Origin of the sequence: Sphingobacterium sp. CZ-UAM (assembly GCF_002000245.1) — a bacterium.
Taxonomy (GTDB): Bacteria; Bacteroidota; Bacteroidia; order Sphingobacteriales; family Sphingobacteriaceae; genus Sphingobacterium.
Genome location: NZ_MTCM01000001.1, coordinates 2,219,861 through 2,241,407, shown reverse-complemented (window position 1 = coordinate 2,241,407; position 21,547 = coordinate 2,219,861). Strand labels below are relative to the sequence as shown.

The following is a 21,547-nucleotide window of genomic DNA, read 5'->3' as shown; positions in this document are numbered from 1 at the left end:
TAAATCAAAACTATATTGTATTTTAGAATACAATTATGTTATTCCTTAGATTGATATTGGAAAGTTGTCAGTTTGCGTTTTCTGCATTAAAGGACAATCGTACACGTACCCTGCTTTCCCTGCTGGGCGTGACTATCGGTATTTTTACCATCATAGGCGTATTTTCGGCGGTTGATACCTTACGAAATAATATTGAGGAGTCTGTAAAGAAGATCGGTAGCAAGACCCTTTATATTGAGAAATGGCCTTGGGACGGCGGTCCGAATTATCCCTGGTGGAAATATTTGAATAGACCTGAGCCCACTTATAATAATTATCAGGATTTAAGAAGTCGTATGACAACCGCAGAATATATGGCTTATATGATTAATATCGGTAACACAACGATCAAATATAAGAACAATTCCGCCCAAGGTTCGTCGGTAAATGCGGCTACCTATGAAAACCTTTATATTCAAAATTTAAATATTGTTAACGGTCGGTATTTTGCCGAGAGTGAATCCAGAGGGGGGGCTTTGGTCACCGTTTTGGGTGCTAATATTGCAGAGGGGCTTTTTCCAAATGAGGAACCTGTAGGAAAGTATATTAGTATGTTGGGTAGAAAAATTCAGGTCATCGGTGTTTTAAAAAAAGAAGGTAACGGTGTGCTAATTAATACCTCACCTGATGATACTGCTTTTATTCCATTTGAATTGGCTCGTAATCTTGTCAATTACGACAATTTTTCACCAAGTATTGCGATGGTCATCAAGTCCGGTTATACATTGGCGGAAGCTGAAAGTGAAGCAAAAACCTTGATGCGGTCAATCCGTCGTATTTCTCCGCAACGGGAGGAAAATTTTTCCATTAACCAAACAACAATGATTACAGGGGCATTGGATCAGCTTTTCGGTATTATCAATCTAGCGGGGCTCTCCATTGGTATTTTTTCTATTTTAGTTGGTGGTTTTGGTATTGCGAATATCATGTTTGTGAGTGTCAAAGAGCGTACACATATTATTGGAATCCAAAAAGCATTGGGAGCTAAAAACTTTTTTATTTTGTCGCAGTTTCTCATTGAGTCTATTGTCCTTTGCCTGCTCGGAGGCGGGATCGGTCTTTTTGTTGTCTATTTTCTGGCATTTATTGTTCAATTGGCTACGGGCGTAGCCATTGTTGTCAGTCTAAAGATGGTTATTCTTACAGTATCTCTTTCTACTTTCATTGGACTGATATCCGGAATCGTTCCTGCTTTAATGGCCTCTCGTTTAGATCCTGTCGAAGCAATTCGAAGTAAATAATCTCGTTATGGTAAAAAAGGCTCAAATATCGTTATTGAATGGATTTTGGCTTTTACTTTTTGCCTACAGCTGCATGTTGATGGCAGAAATCACCTGGCGTTACCATAGTTTTGCATTGGATGCAAATTTTCTAATGATTAAACAAACTGAAATAGCGGAGCTTTGGTGGTATAGATATGCTTTCTATGTACATGTCTGTACGGCAATACTCGCCTTACCCGCTGGTTTTACCCAATTTAATTCAGGTCTGCTAAAAAAATACCCGTTATGGCATCGGGCGATCGGTTACGTCTATGTTATTAGTATTTTGGGGTTTGCTGCACCTTCCGGAGTATTGATCGGGGCAGTCGCGAATGGAGGGGTATTTTCAGTCATTTCCTTTGAATTTCTTGCGCTAAGTTGGTTTTATTTTACCATACAGGCTGTTCGCCTGGCAGTTCAAAGGAAGTTTAAAGGGCATCAAGAATTTATGTTGCGCAGTTTTGCCCTGACCTGTTCAGCCCTTACATTGCGTTTCTGGAAAGTGATTTTGGTATATCTATTCCAGCCTAATCCGATGGATCTTTATCAGATTATTGCTTGGCTTGGCTGGGTACCGAATTTATTGCTCGTGGAATATATTATTTATCGAAAAAATCGCAATTTAAGAAATCATCATGAACTGTCTGGCTCAAAAATGGAATATATTCGTTAGCTTAACACGATAAATTATAGAGATATGAAAAGGAATATCTATTTACTATTGGTGCTTTCTGCCCTAATCGGCTGTAAAGAGCAAGCAAAGAAGACGGCTATTAAGCCCTCGGCACAAGATTCTACTGTTCTTGAACGCGAAGCACATCAGGAACTTTACGGTAATTGGGTAGGGGACTTTCTGATTGATGAAAATTCGCTTGAAGGGGGAGCGGAGTTGCCAACAACAGATTATAGTCCAAAAATAAATCTAACCATCAAAAAAATAACAGATAAAGGAAACGTCTTTGGGCAAAATGTAGTTAAAGGGAACTTGCGTTCTTTGACGGGAAAACTTGAAGGTAATGGAAATGCGATACAGCTTTTATTGGACGAGCCTGGGGATAAAAAATCGGATGGCCGTTTTGAAATAAAATTGAAGGATGATACACTAATCGGAAGTTGGGTAGCCTATGACCAGGGAGTAAAGATTAAGAAAAGGAGTTTCAAATTATTGAAAAAGCAATTTGCCTATAATCCAAATCTGATGTTAAATAATCAAGATGAAGAATATGGAACTCTGGTGGATTGGATCAACGCGAAAAAGCAGGAAGCGACCGACCAAGATGGTGATTCCACCTATACCTATGTAATGGAATATTACCGTTCCGCCTCTCCAGCTGTGTTCAGTATAAATGCTTCGAAACAAAAATTGGAGGAGAAAGACTTGAAAAATCTAAAAAAGTTAGATCTAGAGATTATTCGAAATACGATTTTTGCACGCCATGGCTATGCGTTTACGAAACCCTCTATTCGTCAGTTCTTCGATCCTGTAGATTGGTATGTTCCGGTATCCAAAGACGTTAGTGCGGACCTAAGTCCGTTGGAAAAAGATAATATTGCTCTTCTGACCAGATTTGAGAAATATGCGACAGATAATTACGATACATTTGGAAGGTAACCCACATTTGTTTTTTGATGCATGTTATCTCAAACCGTCACTGCAGATTGGCTATTGGACAGCCGGTGGTCGTGTATATAGCAGGTAAAATTAAACAAGAGCGGGGTGTCCAAAGAAAAATGGACCCCCCGCTCTTGTTATCTCTTATTTGATTCTGTCAGAGCTATATTTGTTGGTTTCGAATAGAAATCGCATTTTTATGAGCCTGTAGGCCCTCCAATTCAGCGAGTATTTCAACTGTAGATCCAATCTGTTGGAGTCCCGTTTCGTTGATATGCTGAAATGTTATTTTCTTTACAAATGAGTCGACGGAAACACCAGAATAGGAGCGAGCATATCCCGATGTCGGTAAGGTGTGGTTGGTTCCAGACGCATAGTCACCGGCGCTTTCCGGAGTAAGGTGGCCTAAGAAGACCGATCCTGCATTGCTGATAAAGCGTATCAGCGATTGCCACTGATCCGTCTCCAGGATCAGATGTTCGGGAGCATATTCGTTTGAAAACTGTAAGGCCTCCTGAAGGTTGCCTACGGTTACTGCATAGGAGTTTTCAATCGCTTTTGAAGCAAGTTCTTTGCGTGGTAAAACCGATAATTGTGCTTCTAGTTGCCTGTTAACAGCATCTACAATAGCTGTGGAAGTGGCAACCAATACCGCTTGACTGTCTACACCATGTTCTGCCTGCGCGAGAAGATCTGCGGCAATAAATGCTGGATTAGCTGTTTCGTCAGCAATAACAAGCACTTCAGAAGGACCTGCAGGCATGTCTATGCTCACGTTGGTTAATCCCTGTATAATTGATTTTGCCTTGGTGACAAATTGGTTGCCCGGGCCAAAGATTTTATCAACTTTAGGAATAGATTGTGTACCAAATGCCATCGCTGCCACCGCCTGAGCCCCACCTACAAGGTAGATCCGCTTAATATTGAGTAATTTCAAACAATAGGCGACAAATCCGTTGATCTTTCCATTGGATTGCGGCGGTGAACAAACCACGATTTCCTTACATCCTGCGATGCGAGCTGGGATACCCAGCATCAATAATGTGCTTGGTAGTACCGCAGAGCCGCCAGGGATATATAAGCCCACTTTTTCAACCGGACGTATTTCCCGCCAGCATTTTACTCCTGGCATTGTCTCGACCGTGCGTTCTCTTTTAAGCTGCGTGCTATGGAATCTGTGAATATTTTGGAAGGCGATTTCTAAAGCGCGCTGCTGGTCACGTTGGATTGTTGCGGCTAATTCATCAATGTCCGCTTCATCCAAAAAAAGTCTGTTCAGCTGTACTTTATCAAATTTTTCGGCATATTCACGCAGGACAATATCGCCTTGCGTCTGTACCTGCTGAATAATATCTTGGACCACTTCTTGAATTGAATTGTTCGGATCTGTATTCCGCGCAACCAATTGTTGCAGTTCCGCTTTTCCTAAAGATTGGTATTCATATTTTTTTAGCATGGTCGTATGAATAGGTCAAGTTTAAAGAATGATTTTTTCAATTGGCATTACAACAATGCCTTGTGCGCCTGCTGCTTTCAATTTGTTGATTTTATCCCAAAAGTCGTCTTCAGTAATAACGGTGTGTACCGCCACCCAGCCTTCTTCGGCCAACGGAACTACAGTGGGACTTTTTACGCCATGTAATAAAGAAGTGATGGCAGGAAGATTCTTTTTCTCCACATTCAATACCACATATTTGGTCTCCTTTGCCAAAAGAACCGATTCTATACGTTGAACCAACTCGGTGAGAATTTCATTTCCTTCAAGCCCTTTTCTACCGACGAGAATAGCCTCAGAATTTTTGACATCGGCAAAGGGTTTTAAACCATTGCTTTTCAAGGTCCCTCCGGTGGATACAATATCACATATGGCGTCGCTAAGACCCAGGCCAGGTGAAATTTCGACAGATCCAGATATCAATCGTATATCAGCATTGATTTTGTAATCGTCGAGGAAATTTTTAAGGATATTGGGGTAGGAGGTGGCAATCGCTTTGCCGTTAAGGTCTTTAATATCTTGAATGGAGCTATCTTTCGGTATCGCGAGTTTCAATGTGCATTTCCCGAAGCCTAGCCGTTTGATATATGCTACTTTCGATTCTGTTTCATCGATGATATTTTCGCCTACGATACCAAGATCAGCTATTCCCTGTTCGACATAGCCCGGGATATCATCATCTCTGAGAAACAATATTTCCAAAGGGAAGTTGCCTACCGTAGTAATTAAGGAACTTTTGTAGTTTTCGAAATCCAAACCACAGTTTTTTAGTAATTGAACAGATTTTTCGTTTAACCTACCCGATTTTTGGATAGCAATTTTAAGATTTTTCAACGCTTTATAAATGTTAGCAGTAAATTATTAATAATAAGAAATCAAACAAGAGGGAAGGTATTCTACGTAAGAACACATTAAATTAACATATCGCCACAATGGCGATGATGCAAATGAAAATGATGTACGTAGGTATAGACCATGTTTGTATTAATAACTGAGAGCAAATGTATAGTAAATTAATGGGAAATACAAAAATATCATTTTAAAAAGTTTAAAGAACCGATCTGTGATGATATAAATCATTAAAATTTCGTTCTGTTTTCTATAAAGTTTGAAACATTGACTGGCAACTCTTAGAAATTTACTTATTTTTAAGGAGCGAAGTTTTTAATTTGATTCGCTTATGAAATGAATCCGTTGGAGGAAGTGGTGGTATTACTTGCATTAGCTTTTGCGGATTAAAATAGAATTGGCTAAAAAAGCTGAATATCACATGATAAATAATCTATAGCAGATGAAAAGAGTAGTATTTATATTAATAAGTTGGGTGACATGCATTACTGGTACTGTAATCGCTCAGGAAAAGCCAGCATCCACTTTAGATATTCGTATTTTGGAATCAATAGCTGAAACAAGAACTGAACCTCAGACACAGACTTTTAAAGTGCTGTCTGACATCAACAATTATGTGCAAGTTGCCGTTCCTGTTGGTCTATTAGTTGTCGGTGCTATCAATAACGATAAGGCAATGCGTCAAAATGCACTTTACGTAGCAAGTAGTACGGCTGTGACGGCATTGGTTAATGTCGGAATAAAACATCTGGTCAAGCGGAGTAGGCCCTTTAAAAAATACCCTAATTTTATATCTGTTCGTACGGCTAGCGGTTATTCTTTTCCTTCAGGCCATACTTCATCGGCTTTTGCAACAGCGTCAAGCTTGTCCCGTGCTTACCCCAAATGGTATGTTGTTGCGCCGTCTTTACTTTGGGCGGGAAGTGTTGGTTATTCCAGGATGTATCTTGGGGTGCATTATCCAACGGATGTACTCGCTGGGGCGGTATTGGGGGCTGGGTCGGCCTTTGCATTGGATGGGTTAAAAAAATAATAGAAATTAAATGAATAATTGATGCAAGTAATAAAAATATTGGTTGTTGGTTGTGGTAATATGGGAGCTTCCCATGCAAAAGCTTATCATGACTTAGATGGATTTGAAATTGTTGGTTTGGTCGCTAGGGGAGATAGTAAGCGTAAGCTTAATACGGAGCTAGGCGCTGATTATACACTTTTTGAATCTTACGAAGAGGCATTGGAGCAAACAAAACCCGATGCGGTCTGTATTGCTACTTATCCTGATACACATAAAGATTACGCAATTAAAGCATTCGAATCGGGAGCTCATGTTTTTATCGAGAAACCTCTGGCCGAAGATGTCACATCAGCGAAAGAGGTAGTGAGCGCTGCCATAAAGTATAATAAAAAACTGGTTGTAGGATATATCCTCCGTTATCATCCTTCATGGATGAAATTTATTGAGCTTTCGAAGACTATGGGGAAACCCTTAGTTATGCGGATGAATCTCAATCAACAAAGCCATGGTTACATGTGGAATGTCCATCGCAATCTGATGTCTAGTCTAAGTCCAATAGTTGATTGTGGTGTACATTATATTGATGTGATGTGTCAGATGGTAGGTGTCAAGCCGGTGCGTGTTTCGGCGATAGGCGCCCGGCTTACAGACGATATTCCAGATTGGAACTATAATTATGGCCAGCTTCAATTGCATTTTGAGGATGGTTCTGTAGGTTGGTACGAAGCCGGTTGGGGGCCTATGGTGAGTCAAAATGCCTTTTTTGTAAAAGATGTTTTCGGTCCCAAGGGCTCGGTGTCCATTGTTGCTGACAAAGCAAGCAACGAGGGTAACTCGGATTCGGTGGCGGCGCATACACAAACAGAAAGTCTGCGGGTACACTATGCTGATTTAGATGCGAATAATGAATTTGTTAAAAAAGACGAATGGGTGAATTTGGCCGATGAACCCGATCATCAGGAGTTGTGTAACAGGGAACAACGTTTTTTTCAGCAGGCTATCCTAGAGGATATTGACCTGACATCTTCCATGGAAGATGCAGTCAACAGTTTACGCATAGCGCTTGCTTGTGATGAAGCCGTAAAAACAAAACAAACGATATTATTATAATTTTATTCTAAAAAAGATTTGTATTTTTCCACTTCGTTTTTCAAAAAAAATGAGTGCAAAAACGTAATTAAATAAAAAATATAGCAGAAGGATAGGCTTTTTGGTCTATCTTTTGTTATTTAGATACATATTTATCATTCTTATGAAGAATTTATTCAAAGTAGCGTTATTGTCTGGATTGTCCATTTCTGTGGCACATGGGCAGGATAAACAATGGCAGATGGAATTGGTGTTTAAAGGTGAAATTTCACCCGAAAAATTTGAAAATGAGATTCCTGAATTTGCAAAAGAGTTTTACGAGCCTTTTCTGAAAGGAAAAACGGCCTATAAGAATGTTGAAGTTTTAGCGGACGCCAATTACTCTTCGGCTGTTGTTAATCAGAAAGAACATGCTATTTTGAATAGAAAATTGGCTAAAACATACTCCTTTTCAACAGGAGATGATATTGTAACGGCGGAATCTTATCATCCTTCCTACAAAATTGTCAGCAATAAGCTAAAAGAATCCCAAGTACCTTATGTGTGGATGCAGGATATGGGAGAGATTGAAGATGTGGCTGGAGTGACCTGTAAAAAAGCAAAATTATTTATCAAAAATCAGACGGATTCTGCTGAAGCGACAGTTTGGTATTCAGAGGCAGTTCCCTCATACTACATGACTGCATTTTCATTTGTAAATGATCTCCCCGGGGCGGTGCTTAAATTGTCATTAGGTAAAAATGCAGACCTGGGGTTTGAGACAACAAAAGTGTCCAGCATTTCGGATGGGGAAGGTTTTCAATTACCTCAGGATGTTAAAATTGTGGATATATCAGGTACTGGCGAAGCAGATAAAGGTGAGGATGTCAGTTTATTCGAGGATACTTTTCCGTTGGATAAATCCCTCAAATGGGTAATGGTGAAAGATAGTGAGACGAATGATGAATATTATGGGATCAAAAGTTCGGCCGGCAAAGAGGTCTTGCCGTGTTCACTTTTCTCGTTGGCCTACTTTAATGATCGGATTGCGATCGTTTCAGACAAGGACAATTATTTTTGGTTATTGGATAAGAAAGGGAGTAAAGTGAATAAGGCAGGGTTTGACTGGCTTACTCCGGCAACTGAGCGATTGGCTATTTTCCAAAAAGATGGAAGTTTTGGATTGGTCACGGAGGAGGGTAAGGTGTTGCTTGATAAGAAGGAAAATATAAGTAAATTTTTAAACAATTATCTAATGTTTTCTGAAGATGGGAAAATAGGTTTGTTGGATGAGAACGGGAAAATTGTTATTAATCCTAACCTAATGTTTTTGGATGTGGATAGCGCCGGTAAAGTTTTGGTCCGAGACAAAGAGGGGGAGGAAACCAAAACGCTGGAACTTGATGCATTTATAAAAGAATATATAAAGTAATTTTGATTTATTGGCTAGACCAACGGAAGTCAGCGAAAAAAAAGCATTCATACCATCTCGTGTTGAATGCTTTTTTTATATGGGTTATTTTTATAATCCGGTTAAGGGATATTAAGAAATTTGTGTGTCTGCAGGGAAATGTCCCATTTTGGATTTTCCTTGACATAATCAATGATAGAAGGGGTCATTTCTTTGGATTTGGACCATTCTGGCTGCAGATATAACCTGCAATTTGGTCCAACTAACTGCGCATATTCTTCACCCCAGGCAAAATCGCTCTTGTTGAAAACAATCACTTTAAGTTCACCGGCGGCATCAAGAACATCTTTTCGTGGAGCTTTGAATTTTTTCGGAGACAGACAAATCCAGTCCCATTCTCCGCTTAAGGGGTAGGCACCTGATGTTTCAATAAAAGTTTTTATGCCAGCAGCATGGAGACCTTTTGTGAGGTAATCCAAATTATAGATAAGCGGTTCACCACCCGTGATAACAACTGTTTTAGCAGGATATCTTTTTGCATTTTCAATAATTGCATCCGCAGCGGTAAGTGGATGGATTGATGCATCCCAGCTTTCTTTTACATCGCACCAATGGCACCCCACATCGCAGCCACCTAATCTGATGAAATAAGCAGCAGTCCCGGTGTGGTAACCTTCTCCTTGGATGGTGTAGAATTCTTCCATCAAAGGTAATCGTGTTCCGTCTTCTGGTACTTGATTCGACATAGTTAAAATTTGAGTCTGCAAAGGTAGCAAATATTAATGATATGCTCAATTTATCCTGTCGATTTCGGTGGAATTGGTGTCATTTTTATAAGAATTAGAGAAATAAATGTCGATCTTTTTTGGGAATCTTGTCTAGGTTCTATTCGTAGAAAATCAAACTTGCCTATAAATGAAAATCAATCTTGTCTATAAAATAAAGAAGATTGTTTAAAAGGGATAAGAGATCGTAAAAAGTCTGTTTATTACCAGAAATTTTGCTAAATTTGTTTCACAATTTATTTATTGAAAACATAAGTGTAATAACATAATTGTACATGTTGTTTTGTGTTTTCTATTTTTTAACAATATAAAAATCATAGTTGTAAATGATTAAGATTACACTACCTGATGGTTCCGTAAGAGAATATCAAAAAGGAATCACTGCAGCCGAAATTGCCTTATCTATTTCTGAGGGGCTAGCGAGAAATGTTCTTGCGGCCGAGGTGAATGGTGAAGTATGGGATTCAGCCCGTGCTATTGAAGAAGACTCTAGTGTTAAATTGTTGACCTGGAACGATACAAAAGGAAAATCTACTTTTTGGCATTCTTCGGCCCACTTACTTGCGGAGGCTTTAGAAGCCCTATATCCGGGAATTAAATTTGGCATTGGACCTGCAATTGAAACAGGTTTTTACTACGATGTGGATTTTGGCGACCGTGAATTTTCTTCGGATGACTTTAAGGCAATTGAAGACAAGATGTTGGAACTTGCCAAACGTAAGGAAACTTTTGAACGTAAAGCTGTTTCAAAGTCTGACGCTTTAGCGTATTTCACTGAAAAAGGCGATGAGTATAAACTTGATCTGATCAAGGATCTAGAGGATGGAAAAATTACATTCTATACACAGGGGGATTTTACAGATTTGTGCCGTGGCCCTCATATTCCAAATACAGGCTTTATCAAAGCTATCAAACTGACTAACGTCGCTGGTGCATATTGGCGAGGTGATGAATCCCGTAAACAGTTGACCCGTATCTATGGGGTAACTTTTCCGAAAGCGTCTGAACTTGCTGAATATTTGAAGTTTATTGAAGAAGCGAAAAAACGTGACCACCGCAAATTAGGTAAAGAGCTGGAGCTTTTTGCATTTTCAGAAAAAGTTGGTGCTGGATTACCTTTATGGTTACCAAAAGGAGCTGCGTTACGTCAAAAGCTGATCGATTTCTTGCAAAAAGCGCAATTGAAATCTGGGTATGAGCCCGTAGTTACTCCGCATATTGGCCACAAACAATTGTATGTGACTTCTGGTCACTATGAAAAATATGGTGCGGATTCCTTTCAACCGATCAAAACGCCTATCGAAGGTGAAGAATTCTTGTTGAAACCGATGAACTGTCCACATCATTGTGAGATCTATAAGGTAAAGCCGCGTTCATATAAAGATCTACCTGTTCGTTTTGCTGAATTCGGTACTGTATATCGTTATGAGCAATCAGGTGAGTTGCATGGATTAACACGGGTACGTGGGTTTACGCAAGACGATGCACACTTGTTCTGTCGTCCGGATCAGGTGAAAGATGAGTTTAAGAAAGTAATAGATCTAGTCCTTTATGTATTTGGAGCATTAGGATTCAATGATTATACTGCGCAGGTATCTTTACGTGATCCTGAAAACCGCACTAAGTACATTGGTACCGATGAAAACTGGGCTTTAGCTGAGTCGGCAATTATTGAAGCTGCGGAAGAAAAAGGATTACCAACGGTGGTGGAATATGGTGAAGCGGCTTTCTATGGCCCTAAATTAGACTTCATGGTGAAGGATGCGCTGGGACGTAAATGGCAGCTAGGTACCATTCAGGTAGACTACAACCTACCTGAACGCTTTGAATTAGAATATACTGGCAGTGATAACATGAAGCATCGTCCAGTTATGATTCACCGTGCACCATTTGGATCTTTGGAACGTTTTGTTGCGGTATTGATCGAGCACTGTGCTGGACAATTTCCGTTATGGCTTGCGCCTGAGCAATTTATCGTCTTGCCAGTGTCAGAAAAATACGAAGAATACGCACAAAATGTTTTGAATTCGCTAAATAATTCCGATATTCGCGGACTGATAGACTTACGTGACGAGAAGGTGGGCAGAAAAATCAGAGACGCCGAAGTGAAAAAGCTTCCTTACATGTTGATTGTAGGGGAAAAAGAGGTGGAAAATGGCACAGTTTCTGTACGTAAACATGGCTCAGTAGAATTAGGATCTATGACTGCTGACGAATTTAGAGATATATTAATTAAGGAAATAACCGTTTAATTTTTAAACATTTGGCATTAAAAAGACCCGGTGGTCCAAGACCACCAATGAGAAAGAAAGAACCAGATCACCGCATTAATGAGTTAATCAAGGTACCTGAAGTACGTTTGGTAGGAGATAATGTGGAACAAGGAGTTTACCCTACACGCAAAGCGTTAGAGTTGGCTGATGAGTTGGAACTTGATTTAGTGGAGATTTCGCCAAATGCTGTACCGCCGGTTTGTAAGATTATCGACTACAGTAAGTTTGTTTACGAACAGAAGAAGAAACAAAAGGAAATCAAAGCTAATGCAAAACAGACTGTTATCAAAGAAATTCGTTTCGGACCTAACTCTGGTGAACATGATTTTGATTTCAAATTGAAACATGCGATTAAGTTTCTTGAAAGTGGTGAAAAAGTGCGTGCGTACGTACACTTCAAAGGTCGTGCTATCGTACACAAAGATCAAGGTGAGATCTTGTTGTTGCGCTTCGCTCAGGCACTGGAAGATTATGGTAAGGTAGAACTTTTACCAAAATTGGAAGGTAAACGTATGTTTTTGACAGTAGCTCCAAAGGCTCCTAAAAAATAATAAAAGAATTCTAACAGATTGATATAAAATTTATAAGTATTATGCCAAAAGTTAAAACCAATTCCAGCGCAAAGAAACGTTTCAAATTGACTGGAACAGGTAAAATTGCAAGAAAAAATGCTTTCAAAAGCCACATCTTGACAAAAAAGAGCACAAAACGTAAACGTAACTTAACACAAACAAGTTATGTATCTGATGGCGATATGGGCAACGTAAAACGTATGCTTGCTATCGGTAAATAAGTTTTATTCGATTTTATTTAATAATAATTTTTTAACCGGGTACAGGGTCGTAAGTTCATTGAAATACATGGCACCTTTTACCAAACTAATTTTAAAAATATGCCACGTTCGGTTAACGCAGTAGCTTCAAGAAGAAGACGCAAAAAAATCCTAGGCCTTGCAAAAGGTTACTTTGGATCACGTAGCAAAGTTTATACTATTGCTAAAAATACAGTAGAAAAAGGTTTACAATACGCTTACCGCGATCGTAAAACCAAAAAACGCGAGTTTAGAGCTTTATGGATTCAACGTATCAACGCTGGAGCTCGTCAACACGGAATTTCTTATTCCCAATTGATCGGTAAATTAAACGCTAAAAACATTGGTTTGAATCGTAAGGTTCTAGCTGATTTAGCTTTAAATAACCCAGAAGCTTTCAAAGCAGTTGTAGACGCAGTAAAATAGAGTTTTTTAATCCGCTGTCAATTTGTTAGAGATATTAAAGGAGCCCTTTGGGCTCCTTTTTTGTTAGCCTCTATTGACCTAGTAGACTAGTGTCGTTTTTTGGGGACCATACCTGCACGGGCATTTGGTTTTGCACTCCTTCTATTAGCTGGTATGGTTGTGGCTAAGGGGCCAGAGTACAACGCTCCCATAAAGGTTGTAGCTGATCAACAAGGGAAAGTTATATCAATTGAGGGGGTAGGAAACACCCGAACTATAGAAGCCAAAGGTGGGGAAACAATCCAAATTGAAGGTGTTAAAAACCACGTTCACTACAAGTCGACTAAAAACAAATCTGGCCAAGCAAAGGCCTCTACCGAGGGTGCTGACAATATGGTTATGAAGGTGAAATGATAAAAAATGACCAATAAAAAAGGGGTTGCATTGCAATACCACTAAAAAGTTAGACACTTTATGGAGGTATTGCAAGACAACCCTTTTATCTTTTAATCCTGAGCTATTAAAGTTTACTCTCTCTCTTTTTCTTTTTCTTCACTACTTTTGGCATTTGCGCCTGTTTCATTTCATATTGTCTTTCAATATATTGAATGATTTCGGATGCAATATCTTTTTTTGTAGCTTTTTCTATTCCCTCCAACCCAGGGGAAGAGTTGACTTCGAGCACCAATGGACCCCTATCCGAGGGGATCATATCCACACCACATACTGTAAGCCCCAATTGGGCTGCAGCAGCAATGGCAGTCTCTCTTTCCGCCTTACTCAAGCGGATGACCTGTGCTGTACCACCCCGGTGTATGTTCGAACGAAATTCACCTTCTTTAGCTGTACGTTTCATTGCCCCCACAACTTTTCCGTCAACGACAAAAGCTCTGATATCGGAGCCTTTTGACTCTTTGATGAATTCCTGTATCAATATATTGTTTCCGAGCCCGTAGAAAGCTTCTATAACAGATGATGCTGCTTTTTTAGTTTCAGCTAAAACAACACCGATCCCTTGGGTGCCTTCCAATAGTTTAATCACCAAGGGGGCGCCACCAACCATACTGATCAGGTCGTCAACATCAGATGCCGTGCGGGCAAACCCCGTAATGGGAAGGCCGATGCCAGCACCGGACAAAATCTGCAAGCATCTCAACTTATCTCTCGATCTGGTAATCGCTTGACTCGGGTTTGCAGAAATCACATCCATTACCTCAAATTGTCTGACAATAGCCGAACCATAAAAAGTGACCGAAGCGCCTATTCGGGGAATAATAGCGTCAATACCACTGAGATCCTGTCCTTTGTAATGAATACTGGGTTTACCTTGTTGAATGCCAACGTAACACTTGCTGTGGTCTATGACAACACATTCATGTCCTCTTTGTTGTGCGGCTTCTACGAGACGACGAGTTGAGTATAAACTCTTTACTGTCGATAATACGGCAATTTTCACGGTTTGTATATTGAATATATTTTTGTGCTAAGATAACAAAATAGCTTTGCTATTTGTTTTTATTTTGACAGGGACTTCAAGGAGAGATTGTCTTTGGAAACGTCGACCAAAAATCTGCGGTATAGAAAATTCTTTCCCAAAAGCATGGGGTAAGTCATTTTGGAGCGGTTTCTAAATGAAATCTTGATACTGAAAACCTGATCATAGAGCTTCGCCGTGGTCCGGATATAATAACGCTTTTCCTCCTGGCCAAAGGAACTTTTAACCAATTTGGTTTTATAAAGCCTTAATTTGAGAATTTTGGTTTCCGCTGTTTCGAAATTGGTAATCAATTCGCAAAAAATCCAATCCTGACCATCTTCATGAACGATTTTATAGGAATTACAATGCAAAACCGAAGAAGCCGCGCCAGTATCGACCTTTGCTTCTATGCCAAATATTCCTAATTCCGGAAGATCCAGGGTTTCTTTCCACCCCACGAAAAGTTTTTCTTTCATTTAAACCAAATGGAATAGATACACCAAGCTCTTCTTTAGTAGAGCTTGGTACATTCCTATTTTATTCGTATATAAATTCTCCAAAAGGAGACGTAATCGTTACTTTTTTAGAGGTAGCTTCTTCCACACGGCCGATAATTTGTGCCGGAACGCCGAAAGATTCTGAGATAGCAATGATGTCCGAAGCAATCGCTTCAGGTACATACAGTTCCATACGGTGCCCCATATTAAACACCTTGTACATCTCTTTCCAGTCTGTATTAGATTCTTTTTGTATCAATTCGAAGAGTGGCGGAATTGGGAAAAGATTGTCTTTAATGATATGCACATCGTCAACGAAATGCAGTACTTTAGTTTGCGCTCCACCTGAACAATGTACCATTCCATCGATTTGAGAACGGTATTTATCCAATATATTTTTAATGATTGGAGCATAGGTACGTGTAGCTGAAAGTACAAGTTTACCTGCAGTTACTTTTTCGCCCGTTTCCACGACGATGTCATTGGTTAAATCCTGACTTCCTGCGAAAACAAGTTCGTATGGAACCGCAGGGTCATATGCCTCCGGATATTTCTCGGCTACCTTTTTGTTAAATACATCATGACGCGCAGAGGTTAGGCCATTGGACCCCATACCACCGTTATAGGATTTCTCATAGGTCGCCTTTCCATTGGATGCCAAACCGACAATTACGTTTCCGCCTTTGATTCTGTGATTTGAAATGACATCCTCGCGCTTCATACGACAAGTCACTGTGCTGTCGACGATTATTGTACGTACGAGATCCCCAACATCAGCAGTTTCCCCGCCAGTTGAATAAATACCGATACCTAAATCACGAAGTTCAGCCAATATTTCTTCTGTACCATTGATGATTTCTGCAATAACTTCTCCTGGAATAAGATTTTTATTTCTTCCAATTGTCGAAGAAAGTAGAATATTATCGGTCGCTCCAACGCAGAGCAAATCGTCGATATTCATAATGATTGCATCTTGTGCAATACCTTTCCATACAGAAATATCTCCTGTTTCTTTCCAATAGACATAAGCTAAGGAAGACTTGGTGCCTGCGCCATCAGCATGCATGATATTGCACCAGTCTTGATCTCCACCCAAAATATCGGGAATGATTTTACAGAATGCTTTGGGAAAAAGACCCTTGTCGATATTTTTTATCGCATTGTGCACATCCTCTTTTCCAGCGGATACACCTCGTTGATTGTATTTTAAATCTGACATCTTAGCGCAAAAATAAACAATAGCGCTGAATTAACGAACCTTAATTATGTAATTTAATCACTTATAAGTATACGCCAATGCGCGATCAGTTTCTCAAGATTTGTTTTAGCGTTAGCTGGACTTGTGCTGGGGAGACATACATAGGTAACGTGATCTATTTTTTCGAAATGCTTTAAATACAAATTGTAGGCCTTTTGTCCGTTAAAAACGACCCTATTGATCGTTGGATTTGCATCAAGGAGGGCTATGATTGGATTCGGACTTTCGTCTTTGATCGCAAGGTCCATACTGCCGGGGCGGGATGCTTCGGCACATACATCCCATAAACCAATGCCATTTTCAAGTAACAGGTTTACTTTTTCGCTATAATCTGTTGCGTGAGGGCGGTTGTATAGCTGTCTCATCACTTTCCAAAAGCGATTTTGTGGATGTGCATAATATTCATTTTGCTCCAACGATCTGTCGCCTGGCAGGGATCCGAGGATAAGCGTTGTGGTATGGGCATTCACGAGTGGTAAAAAGGATTTTTTGAGCATACTCAAAAATAATAATAAAAATTTGAGCTTTGAAATATGAACTTTTTTTTACTATTTTTATGATATTAAAATGATATCAAATATATATTAATAAATTATGGAAAAATTGATTAAACCTATGTCAGGCTATTTAGCCTTATTAATTGCGGTAGCTTCTTTTATAGCTGCCATATTTTCATTTGCCAACGTCGACGAGAGTTCGCTTTATGTAGTACTTGGTGTGGTCTTGATGATCGGAACATTCTTTATCCTGAAAGGATTAATGATTATTAATCCAAATCATTCACGTGTTTTAAATTTCTTTGGCCGATACGTGGGCACTGTTAAAGAGAATGGTTTGTTTTTTGTCAACCCCTTGTACTCTACGATCAAGATCAGTTTACGTTCGGACAACCTGCAAGGGCAGACATTAAAGGTAAACGATAAGATGGGAAATCCAATTGAAATAGGCGCCGTTATCGTATGGCAAGTTGGGGATACGTATAAAGCAGCATATGATGTCAGTAACTATACTTCTTATGTGCGTACACAGAGCGAAGCAGCTGTACGGCATCTAGCTGGAAGTTTTCCTTACGATAACCTTGAAGATGAAGGTGCGGAGATCACTTTACGTGAAGGCGGCGATACGGTGAATCATATTCTTGAACAGGAGCTTTCCGATCGTCTTGCACCTGCAGGAGTGATTATTAAAGAGGCTAGAATCAGCCATTTAGCTTACGCTTCCGAAATTGCTGGTGCCATGCTACAAAGACAACAGGCTGCCGCAATTGTCGCTGCACGTTCAAAGATTGTAGATGGGGCTGTAGGTATGGTTGAGATGGCACTTAAAAAATTGTCTGAAAAAGATATTGTAGAATTAGACAATGAGAAAAAAGCGGCTATGGTGAGTAATCTGATGGTGGTACTTTGTGGCGAAAAGGCTGCAACTCCAATTGTAAATACTGGTACGCTGTACCAATAAATTGACTAAAATGGCAGATAAAAAGAACTTTATGTTGCGGCTTGACGATCAGATGTACAAGGCATTGGAAAAATGGGCCGCGGATGAGTTTAGGAGTGTCAATGGGCAGATCGAATATCTTTTACATAGAGCGCTGCAAGAAAATAAAAGATTGAGTGCAGAGAAAAAGTCTGCTGATAAAAAATAAAGAATCAGAAACTAAAGATGTACCTTTGGCATCGTCACAAACGAAGTAAAAGGTGCATTTTTTTATCATTTTAGTAAAAAAGATATGGAGATCAATCCAGTTTATAATTTATTGGTCGTAAGCACAAGTACCATTCATGGTAGTGGGTTTCTCGAATATATTAAAGAAGATTTTGTCAAATTTATCGCGTCAGATGAATTGCTGTTTATTCCATATGCACGGCCATCTGGAATATCTTTTGAAGAGTATACGGCCAAAGTACAGGAAGCTTTAAATGACCAAAATATCAAAGTTGCCGGATTGCATGAGTTTCAGAACAAGAAAAAGGCCATTCAGGAAGCAAAAGCAATTTTTGTGGGTGGCGGTAATACGTTCTTATTGTTAAAGACATTGTACGATTTGGATCTTGTACATCAATTACGTGTACAGATAGGCAAAGGAACACCCTATGTAGGCACCTCCGCCGGATCTAATCTTACAGGATTGACCATTGGCACGACAAATGACATGCCTATCGTTTATCCAGCAAGCTTTGATGCGTTGGCATTCCTCCCTTTTAATATTAACCCCCATTTTTTGGATCCCGACTTAAATTCGACCCATAAAGGAGAAACAAGGGAAACCCGTATACAGGAATTTCATCAATTTAATCCGCAGCCCGTACTTGGATTACGCGAAGGAAGTTGGTTGAGCGTAAATCAAGGAGAAATAAGATTAGAGGGATCGTTGACTGCCCGGTTATTCAGGGCGAATAGTGAAGCCGTTGAGCTTGCGCCCGGATTAATTAATTTTTAAGGTTTTGTGAATTCTACACTCTTTTTGTAACTTAATCATAAAGGAAACAGGGTTAGCAGTCTATCTAAATCACAATAACGGTCTTTCTCTTAAAAAATACTTTTGTAGATGATTGAATATCATACAAAATAAGCTACTTTTGCGCTAAATCCATTAAAATTTTCTTCCAATGGAACAAAATTCAGCATTACACCCAGCCGATATTGCGGAAGAAATATCGCGTCTAAATAAAGGGGAACAACATCAACATTTTATGGACTATCCGCTGGAGGATAGATTGGAGATCTTTTCATTTTTGGAAGTAGATGTCCAATACACATTGATCAAATCAATGACTGAGCAGGAATTGTCTGAGTTGCTGAATAATCTAAAGCCGGATACGCGTAACGAATTGCTGTCTGAACTGCCCGACGATCTGATCAAATATTTGATTAATCTCTTGAACGAGCGTGAAAAACAGATGGCGCTGGAGCTGATTGGATATAAAGAAGACAGCATCGCGCGGCTGATGACCCCCATGTATGTGCAGGTACGTCCCTATTATACAGTTGATGATGTTTTTCGACATATTAAAGTCTTTGGAAGAAAAGCGGAGACACTCAATTTTATCTATGTCGTTGATGAGAAAAATGTATTGATTGACGATTTAAAAATCGGTCAATTGCTTTTGTCCGATGGATCTACCAAGATTTCAGACTTGATCGATTATAATTTTGCGGCGATTAAGGCTTCAACACCCATGGAGGAAGCCTTCGAAATTTTTCAGAAATATGATCGAAGTGCATTGCCTATTGTTACTGAAGCCGGTGTATTGGTTGGGATTGTGACATTTGATGATGTGTTGGACCGTATCGAAGATCGCGATACGGAGGATATACAACGATTTGGGGGGATGGAAGAACTGGATTTGGCCTATACGAAGACTCCTTTACTTCAATTGATCCAAAAACGGGCGGGGTGGCTTATTATTTTGTTTTTCAGTGAGATGCTTACGGCTTCAGCTATGGGCTTTTTTGAAGGGGAACTGGAGAAAGCAGTAGTACTGGCATTATTTGTCCCCCTAATTATTTCCAGTGGTGGGAACTCAGGTTCCCAAGCTGCCTCACTCATCATTCGTGCTATGGCCCTGGGTGAATTGAAACTTAAGGACTGGTGGTATGTGATGAAAAGGGAAGTGTCTTCTGGACTGATTTTGGGCGGAATATTGGGCAGCATTGGCTTTTTAAGAATATTAGCCTGGCATTTCCTCGGTCTGTATGATTACGGCCCTTATTGGATAGCAATAGGCCTTACAGTAGCCGTTTCTTTATTGTTTATAGTTCTTTGGGGAACTTTGTCTGGCTCTTTTATTCCATTTATATTACGTCGGTTTGGTTTGGACCCGGCCACAGCATCGGCGCCTTTTGTGGCTACATTGGTAGACGTCTCAGGCTTGGTCATTTACTTTACCGTTGCAGCGTTCTTTTTGCAAGGTAAATTATTGTAAATCTTCCAGAAAAAATATAAGAAAGGGCATACAACCGTTTACTTTGGTTGTATGCTTTTTTATTTGAGCGGATTGTAGTTATATTGATCGAATTACAGGTTCAATTTTCGATATAATTTTTCCTTAATTCCTCCTTTTTGAGCAATATAGATCCCTTTCTTTCCAGAAAATAGGTAAGCTGCTATACAGGCAATTGCTATGAAAACAATAGGTTGAAAACCGAAAAGTTCACATCCCATAATAATACAGGCCAAAGGGGTATTTGTCGCTCCGGAAAATACGGCAACAAAGCCCATGGCTGCCAACAGTCCTAAGGGGAGTGGGATAATCGTGCTGAGAGCACTTCCAAACGTCGCCCCTATAAAAAATAATGGGGTCACCTCGCCACCTTTGAAACCAGCGGAAAGGGTAAATGTGGTTAGTACCAATTTGAGAAGAAAATCATAGTTATCCGAAGGAGTGTTAAAAGCCTCCTGAATCATTGGGATACCTAAACCGATATATTTCGTGCTTTTTAGTAATACTACAGTAATAACGATTATGATGCCACCGATCACGGGCCGGAGCAAAGGGGATTTGATCTTTTTAAATTGAACACTGAAGAAGTCCCCCGTGAAGGTAAATAACCACGCTACTGCACCGAATAAAATTCCGGCAATCAAGCTGAGACCGATATTGGTTAAAGATAATATAGGTATACTTTCATGTATAGGATAATGAGTGTGTGGAATATCCCATAACTGACAACTAAGGTTTGCTATATAGGCTGTGATAAGGCAGGGGAGGATGCCAAAATATCTTTTTTTACCAATGAGCAATACTTCTAGGCCAAAAATTGTTCCGGCAAGCGGAGTACCAAAGACAGCTGCAAAACCCGCTGTAATACCAATGGAAATTAGAATGCGGCGTTCGGTTTTATCGAAATTAAACCAACGGTTGAGCTGATCGGAGATCGCTCCGCCGATCTGGACTGCCGTGCCTTCGCGTCCGGCCGATCCGCCAAATAGATGGGTGATTAAGGTTCCAAATAGCACCAATGGCGCCATAACAAGGGGTATCCTCCGTTGTGGATGAAGGTATTCTTCGATCAGGAGATTGTTTCCCTTACTTGAAGGGTTGCCCCAGCGCTGGTAGCATAAGGCAATAATAAGACCAGCAAGCGGTAATCCGTAGATGATCCAGGAATGGGTTTCCCGATAGGAAGTTACCCAGTTTAGCGAAAAAAGAAAGAATGCACAGATTGAGCCAACAATGAAACCTATTGCGCAACAAGCGATAAACCACTTAAAAAAGAAATGGAAATTAATTTGAATTGGTTGATCTGATATTTTGAAAGCCATAAATCTACTTTATATAAAATTTGT

General features: G+C 39.9%; 23 protein-coding genes. 15 read left to right on the top strand and 8 right to left on the bottom strand.

Annotated features, from left to right (window positions below):
• The first annotated feature begins 35 nt into the window (after positions 1–35).
• The 3 genes from BWD42_RS09585 to BWD42_RS09575 are packed head-to-tail and all read left to right on the top strand — an operon-like array spanning position 36 to position 2,913.
• Positions 36–1,280: an ABC transporter permease gene (locus BWD42_RS09585; RefSeq protein WP_175992005.1), complete on the top strand. Its 1,245-nt coding sequence runs from the start codon at positions 36–38 to the stop codon at positions 1,278–1,280.
• Positions 1,281–1,287: 7 nt separating this feature from the next.
• A complete protein-coding gene (locus tag BWD42_RS09580; RefSeq protein WP_077435386.1) occupies positions 1,288–1,974 on the top strand; it encodes a DUF2306 domain-containing protein in 687 nt (228 codons plus the stop codon).
• Positions 1,975–1,998: 24 nt separating this feature from the next.
• Positions 1,999–2,913 (top strand): YARHG domain-containing protein, encoded by a 915-nt coding sequence (locus BWD42_RS09575; protein ID WP_077435384.1) that lies wholly within the window; start codon positions 1,999–2,001, stop codon positions 2,911–2,913.
• A gap of 163 nt (positions 2,914–3,076) precedes the next feature.
• Here the strand turns inward: BWD42_RS09575 and hisD are convergent, their stop codons facing one another.
• The gene (gene hisD, locus BWD42_RS09570) at positions 3,077–4,369 is read right to left on the bottom strand and encodes a histidinol dehydrogenase (RefSeq protein WP_077435382.1); all 1,293 of its coding nucleotides are present in this window, start codon (positions 4,367–4,369) and stop codon (positions 3,077–3,079) included.
• A 21-nt stretch (positions 4,370–4,390) separates the two neighbouring features.
• A complete protein-coding gene (gene hisG / locus BWD42_RS09565; RefSeq protein ID WP_077435380.1) occupies positions 4,391–5,242 on the bottom strand; it encodes an ATP phosphoribosyltransferase in 852 nt (283 codons plus the stop codon).
• Between the two features lie 457 nt (positions 5,243–5,699).
• Here hisG and BWD42_RS09560 point away from each other — a divergent pair, with 457 nt between their 5' ends.
• The 3 genes from BWD42_RS09560 to BWD42_RS09550 all read left to right on the top strand — a co-directional run bounded on the left by BWD42_RS09560 (position 5,700) and on the right by BWD42_RS09550 (position 8,772).
• Positions 5,700–6,290: a phosphatase PAP2 family protein gene (locus BWD42_RS09560; protein ID WP_077435378.1), complete on the top strand. Its 591-nt coding sequence runs from the start codon at positions 5,700–5,702 to the stop codon at positions 6,288–6,290.
• Positions 6,291–6,311: 21 nt separating this feature from the next.
• On the top strand, positions 6,312–7,382 hold the full coding sequence (locus tag BWD42_RS09555) for a Gfo/Idh/MocA family protein (RefSeq protein WP_077435376.1): 1,071 nt from the start codon (positions 6,312–6,314) through the stop codon (positions 7,380–7,382).
• A 142-nt stretch (positions 7,383–7,524) separates the two neighbouring features.
• Positions 7,525–8,772: a hypothetical protein gene (locus tag BWD42_RS09550; protein ID WP_077435374.1), complete on the top strand. Its 1,248-nt coding sequence runs from the start codon at positions 7,525–7,527 to the stop codon at positions 8,770–8,772.
• A gap of 101 nt (positions 8,773–8,873) precedes the next feature.
• On the opposite strand, the gene BWD42_RS09545 is transcribed toward BWD42_RS09550, so the two are convergent.
• A complete protein-coding gene (locus BWD42_RS09545; RefSeq protein WP_077435372.1) occupies positions 8,874–9,497 on the bottom strand; it encodes a 7-carboxy-7-deazaguanine synthase QueE in 624 nt (207 codons plus the stop codon).
• A gap of 365 nt (positions 9,498–9,862) precedes the next feature.
• On the opposite strand from BWD42_RS09545, the gene thrS reads away from it, so the two are divergent.
• From thrS to BWD42_RS09520, 5 genes are all read left to right on the top strand, one after another.
• Positions 9,863–11,788, top strand: coding sequence for a threonine--tRNA ligase (thrS, locus tag BWD42_RS09540; RefSeq protein WP_077435370.1), 1,926 nt, complete (start codon positions 9,863–9,865; stop codon positions 11,786–11,788).
• An 11-nt stretch (positions 11,789–11,799) separates the two neighbouring features.
• On the top strand, positions 11,800–12,360 hold the full coding sequence (gene infC / locus BWD42_RS09535) for a translation initiation factor IF-3 (RefSeq protein WP_077435368.1): 561 nt from the start codon (positions 11,800–11,802) through the stop codon (positions 12,358–12,360).
• Between the two features lie 41 nt (positions 12,361–12,401).
• Entirely contained in the window at positions 12,402–12,602 is a 201-nt protein-coding gene (gene rpmI / locus BWD42_RS09530; RefSeq protein WP_002993964.1) for a 50S ribosomal protein L35, read from the top strand.
• Positions 12,603–12,701: 99 nt separating this feature from the next.
• Positions 12,702–13,046 carry a 50S ribosomal protein L20 gene (gene rplT / locus BWD42_RS09525; RefSeq protein WP_046674462.1) on the top strand — a complete coding sequence of 115 codons (345 nt, stop codon included), beginning with the start codon at positions 12,702–12,704 and terminating at the stop codon, positions 13,044–13,046.
• A gap of 99 nt (positions 13,047–13,145) precedes the next feature.
• Positions 13,146–13,439 carry a hypothetical protein gene (locus BWD42_RS09520; protein WP_077435366.1) on the top strand — a complete coding sequence of 98 codons (294 nt, stop codon included), beginning with the start codon at positions 13,146–13,148 and terminating at the stop codon, positions 13,437–13,439.
• Positions 13,440–13,545: 106 nt separating this feature from the next.
• Here the strand turns inward: BWD42_RS09520 and rimK are convergent, their stop codons facing one another.
• From rimK to BWD42_RS09500, 4 genes are all read right to left on the bottom strand, one after another.
• On the bottom strand, positions 13,546–14,481 hold the full coding sequence (gene rimK / locus BWD42_RS09515) for a 30S ribosomal protein S6--L-glutamate ligase (RefSeq protein ID WP_077435364.1): 936 nt from the start codon (positions 14,479–14,481) through the stop codon (positions 13,546–13,548).
• 59 nt (positions 14,482–14,540) lie between these two features.
• Complete coding sequence (locus tag BWD42_RS09510; RefSeq protein WP_077435362.1) at positions 14,541–14,978, bottom strand: ATP-dependent zinc protease; 438 nt, start codon at positions 14,976–14,978, stop codon at positions 14,541–14,543.
• 61 nt (positions 14,979–15,039) lie between these two features.
• Positions 15,040–16,218, bottom strand: a complete 1,179-nt coding sequence (locus BWD42_RS09505) for an AIR synthase related protein (RefSeq protein WP_077435360.1) — start codon at positions 16,216–16,218, stop codon at positions 15,040–15,042.
• Positions 16,219–16,271: 53 nt separating this feature from the next.
• Complete coding sequence (locus tag BWD42_RS09500) at positions 16,272–16,754, bottom strand: DNA-deoxyinosine glycosylase (RefSeq protein ID WP_077435358.1); 483 nt, start codon at positions 16,752–16,754, stop codon at positions 16,272–16,274.
• A gap of 97 nt (positions 16,755–16,851) precedes the next feature.
• On the opposite strand from BWD42_RS09500, the gene BWD42_RS09495 reads away from it, so the two are divergent.
• The 4 genes from BWD42_RS09495 to mgtE all read left to right on the top strand — a co-directional run bounded on the left by BWD42_RS09495 (position 16,852) and on the right by mgtE (position 20,183).
• Positions 16,852–17,715 (top strand): SPFH domain-containing protein, encoded by an 864-nt coding sequence (locus BWD42_RS09495; RefSeq protein WP_077435356.1) that lies wholly within the window; start codon positions 16,852–16,854, stop codon positions 17,713–17,715.
• Positions 17,716–17,725: 10 nt separating this feature from the next.
• Positions 17,726–17,902: a ribbon-helix-helix domain-containing protein gene (locus BWD42_RS09490; RefSeq protein WP_077435354.1), complete on the top strand. Its 177-nt coding sequence runs from the start codon at positions 17,726–17,728 to the stop codon at positions 17,900–17,902.
• An 84-nt stretch (positions 17,903–17,986) separates the two neighbouring features.
• Positions 17,987–18,697: a dipeptidase PepE gene (gene pepE / locus BWD42_RS09485; protein ID WP_077435352.1), complete on the top strand. Its 711-nt coding sequence runs from the start codon at positions 17,987–17,989 to the stop codon at positions 18,695–18,697.
• 169 nt (positions 18,698–18,866) lie between these two features.
• Positions 18,867–20,183 (top strand): magnesium transporter, encoded by a 1,317-nt coding sequence (mgtE, locus tag BWD42_RS09480; RefSeq protein WP_077435350.1) that lies wholly within the window; start codon positions 18,867–18,869, stop codon positions 20,181–20,183.
• 92 nt (positions 20,184–20,275) lie between these two features.
• Here the strand turns inward: mgtE and BWD42_RS09475 are convergent, their stop codons facing one another.
• Entirely contained in the window at positions 20,276–21,523 is a 1,248-nt protein-coding gene (locus BWD42_RS09475) for a voltage-gated chloride channel family protein (RefSeq protein ID WP_077435348.1), read from the bottom strand.
• Positions 21,524–21,547 lie beyond the last annotated feature (24 nt).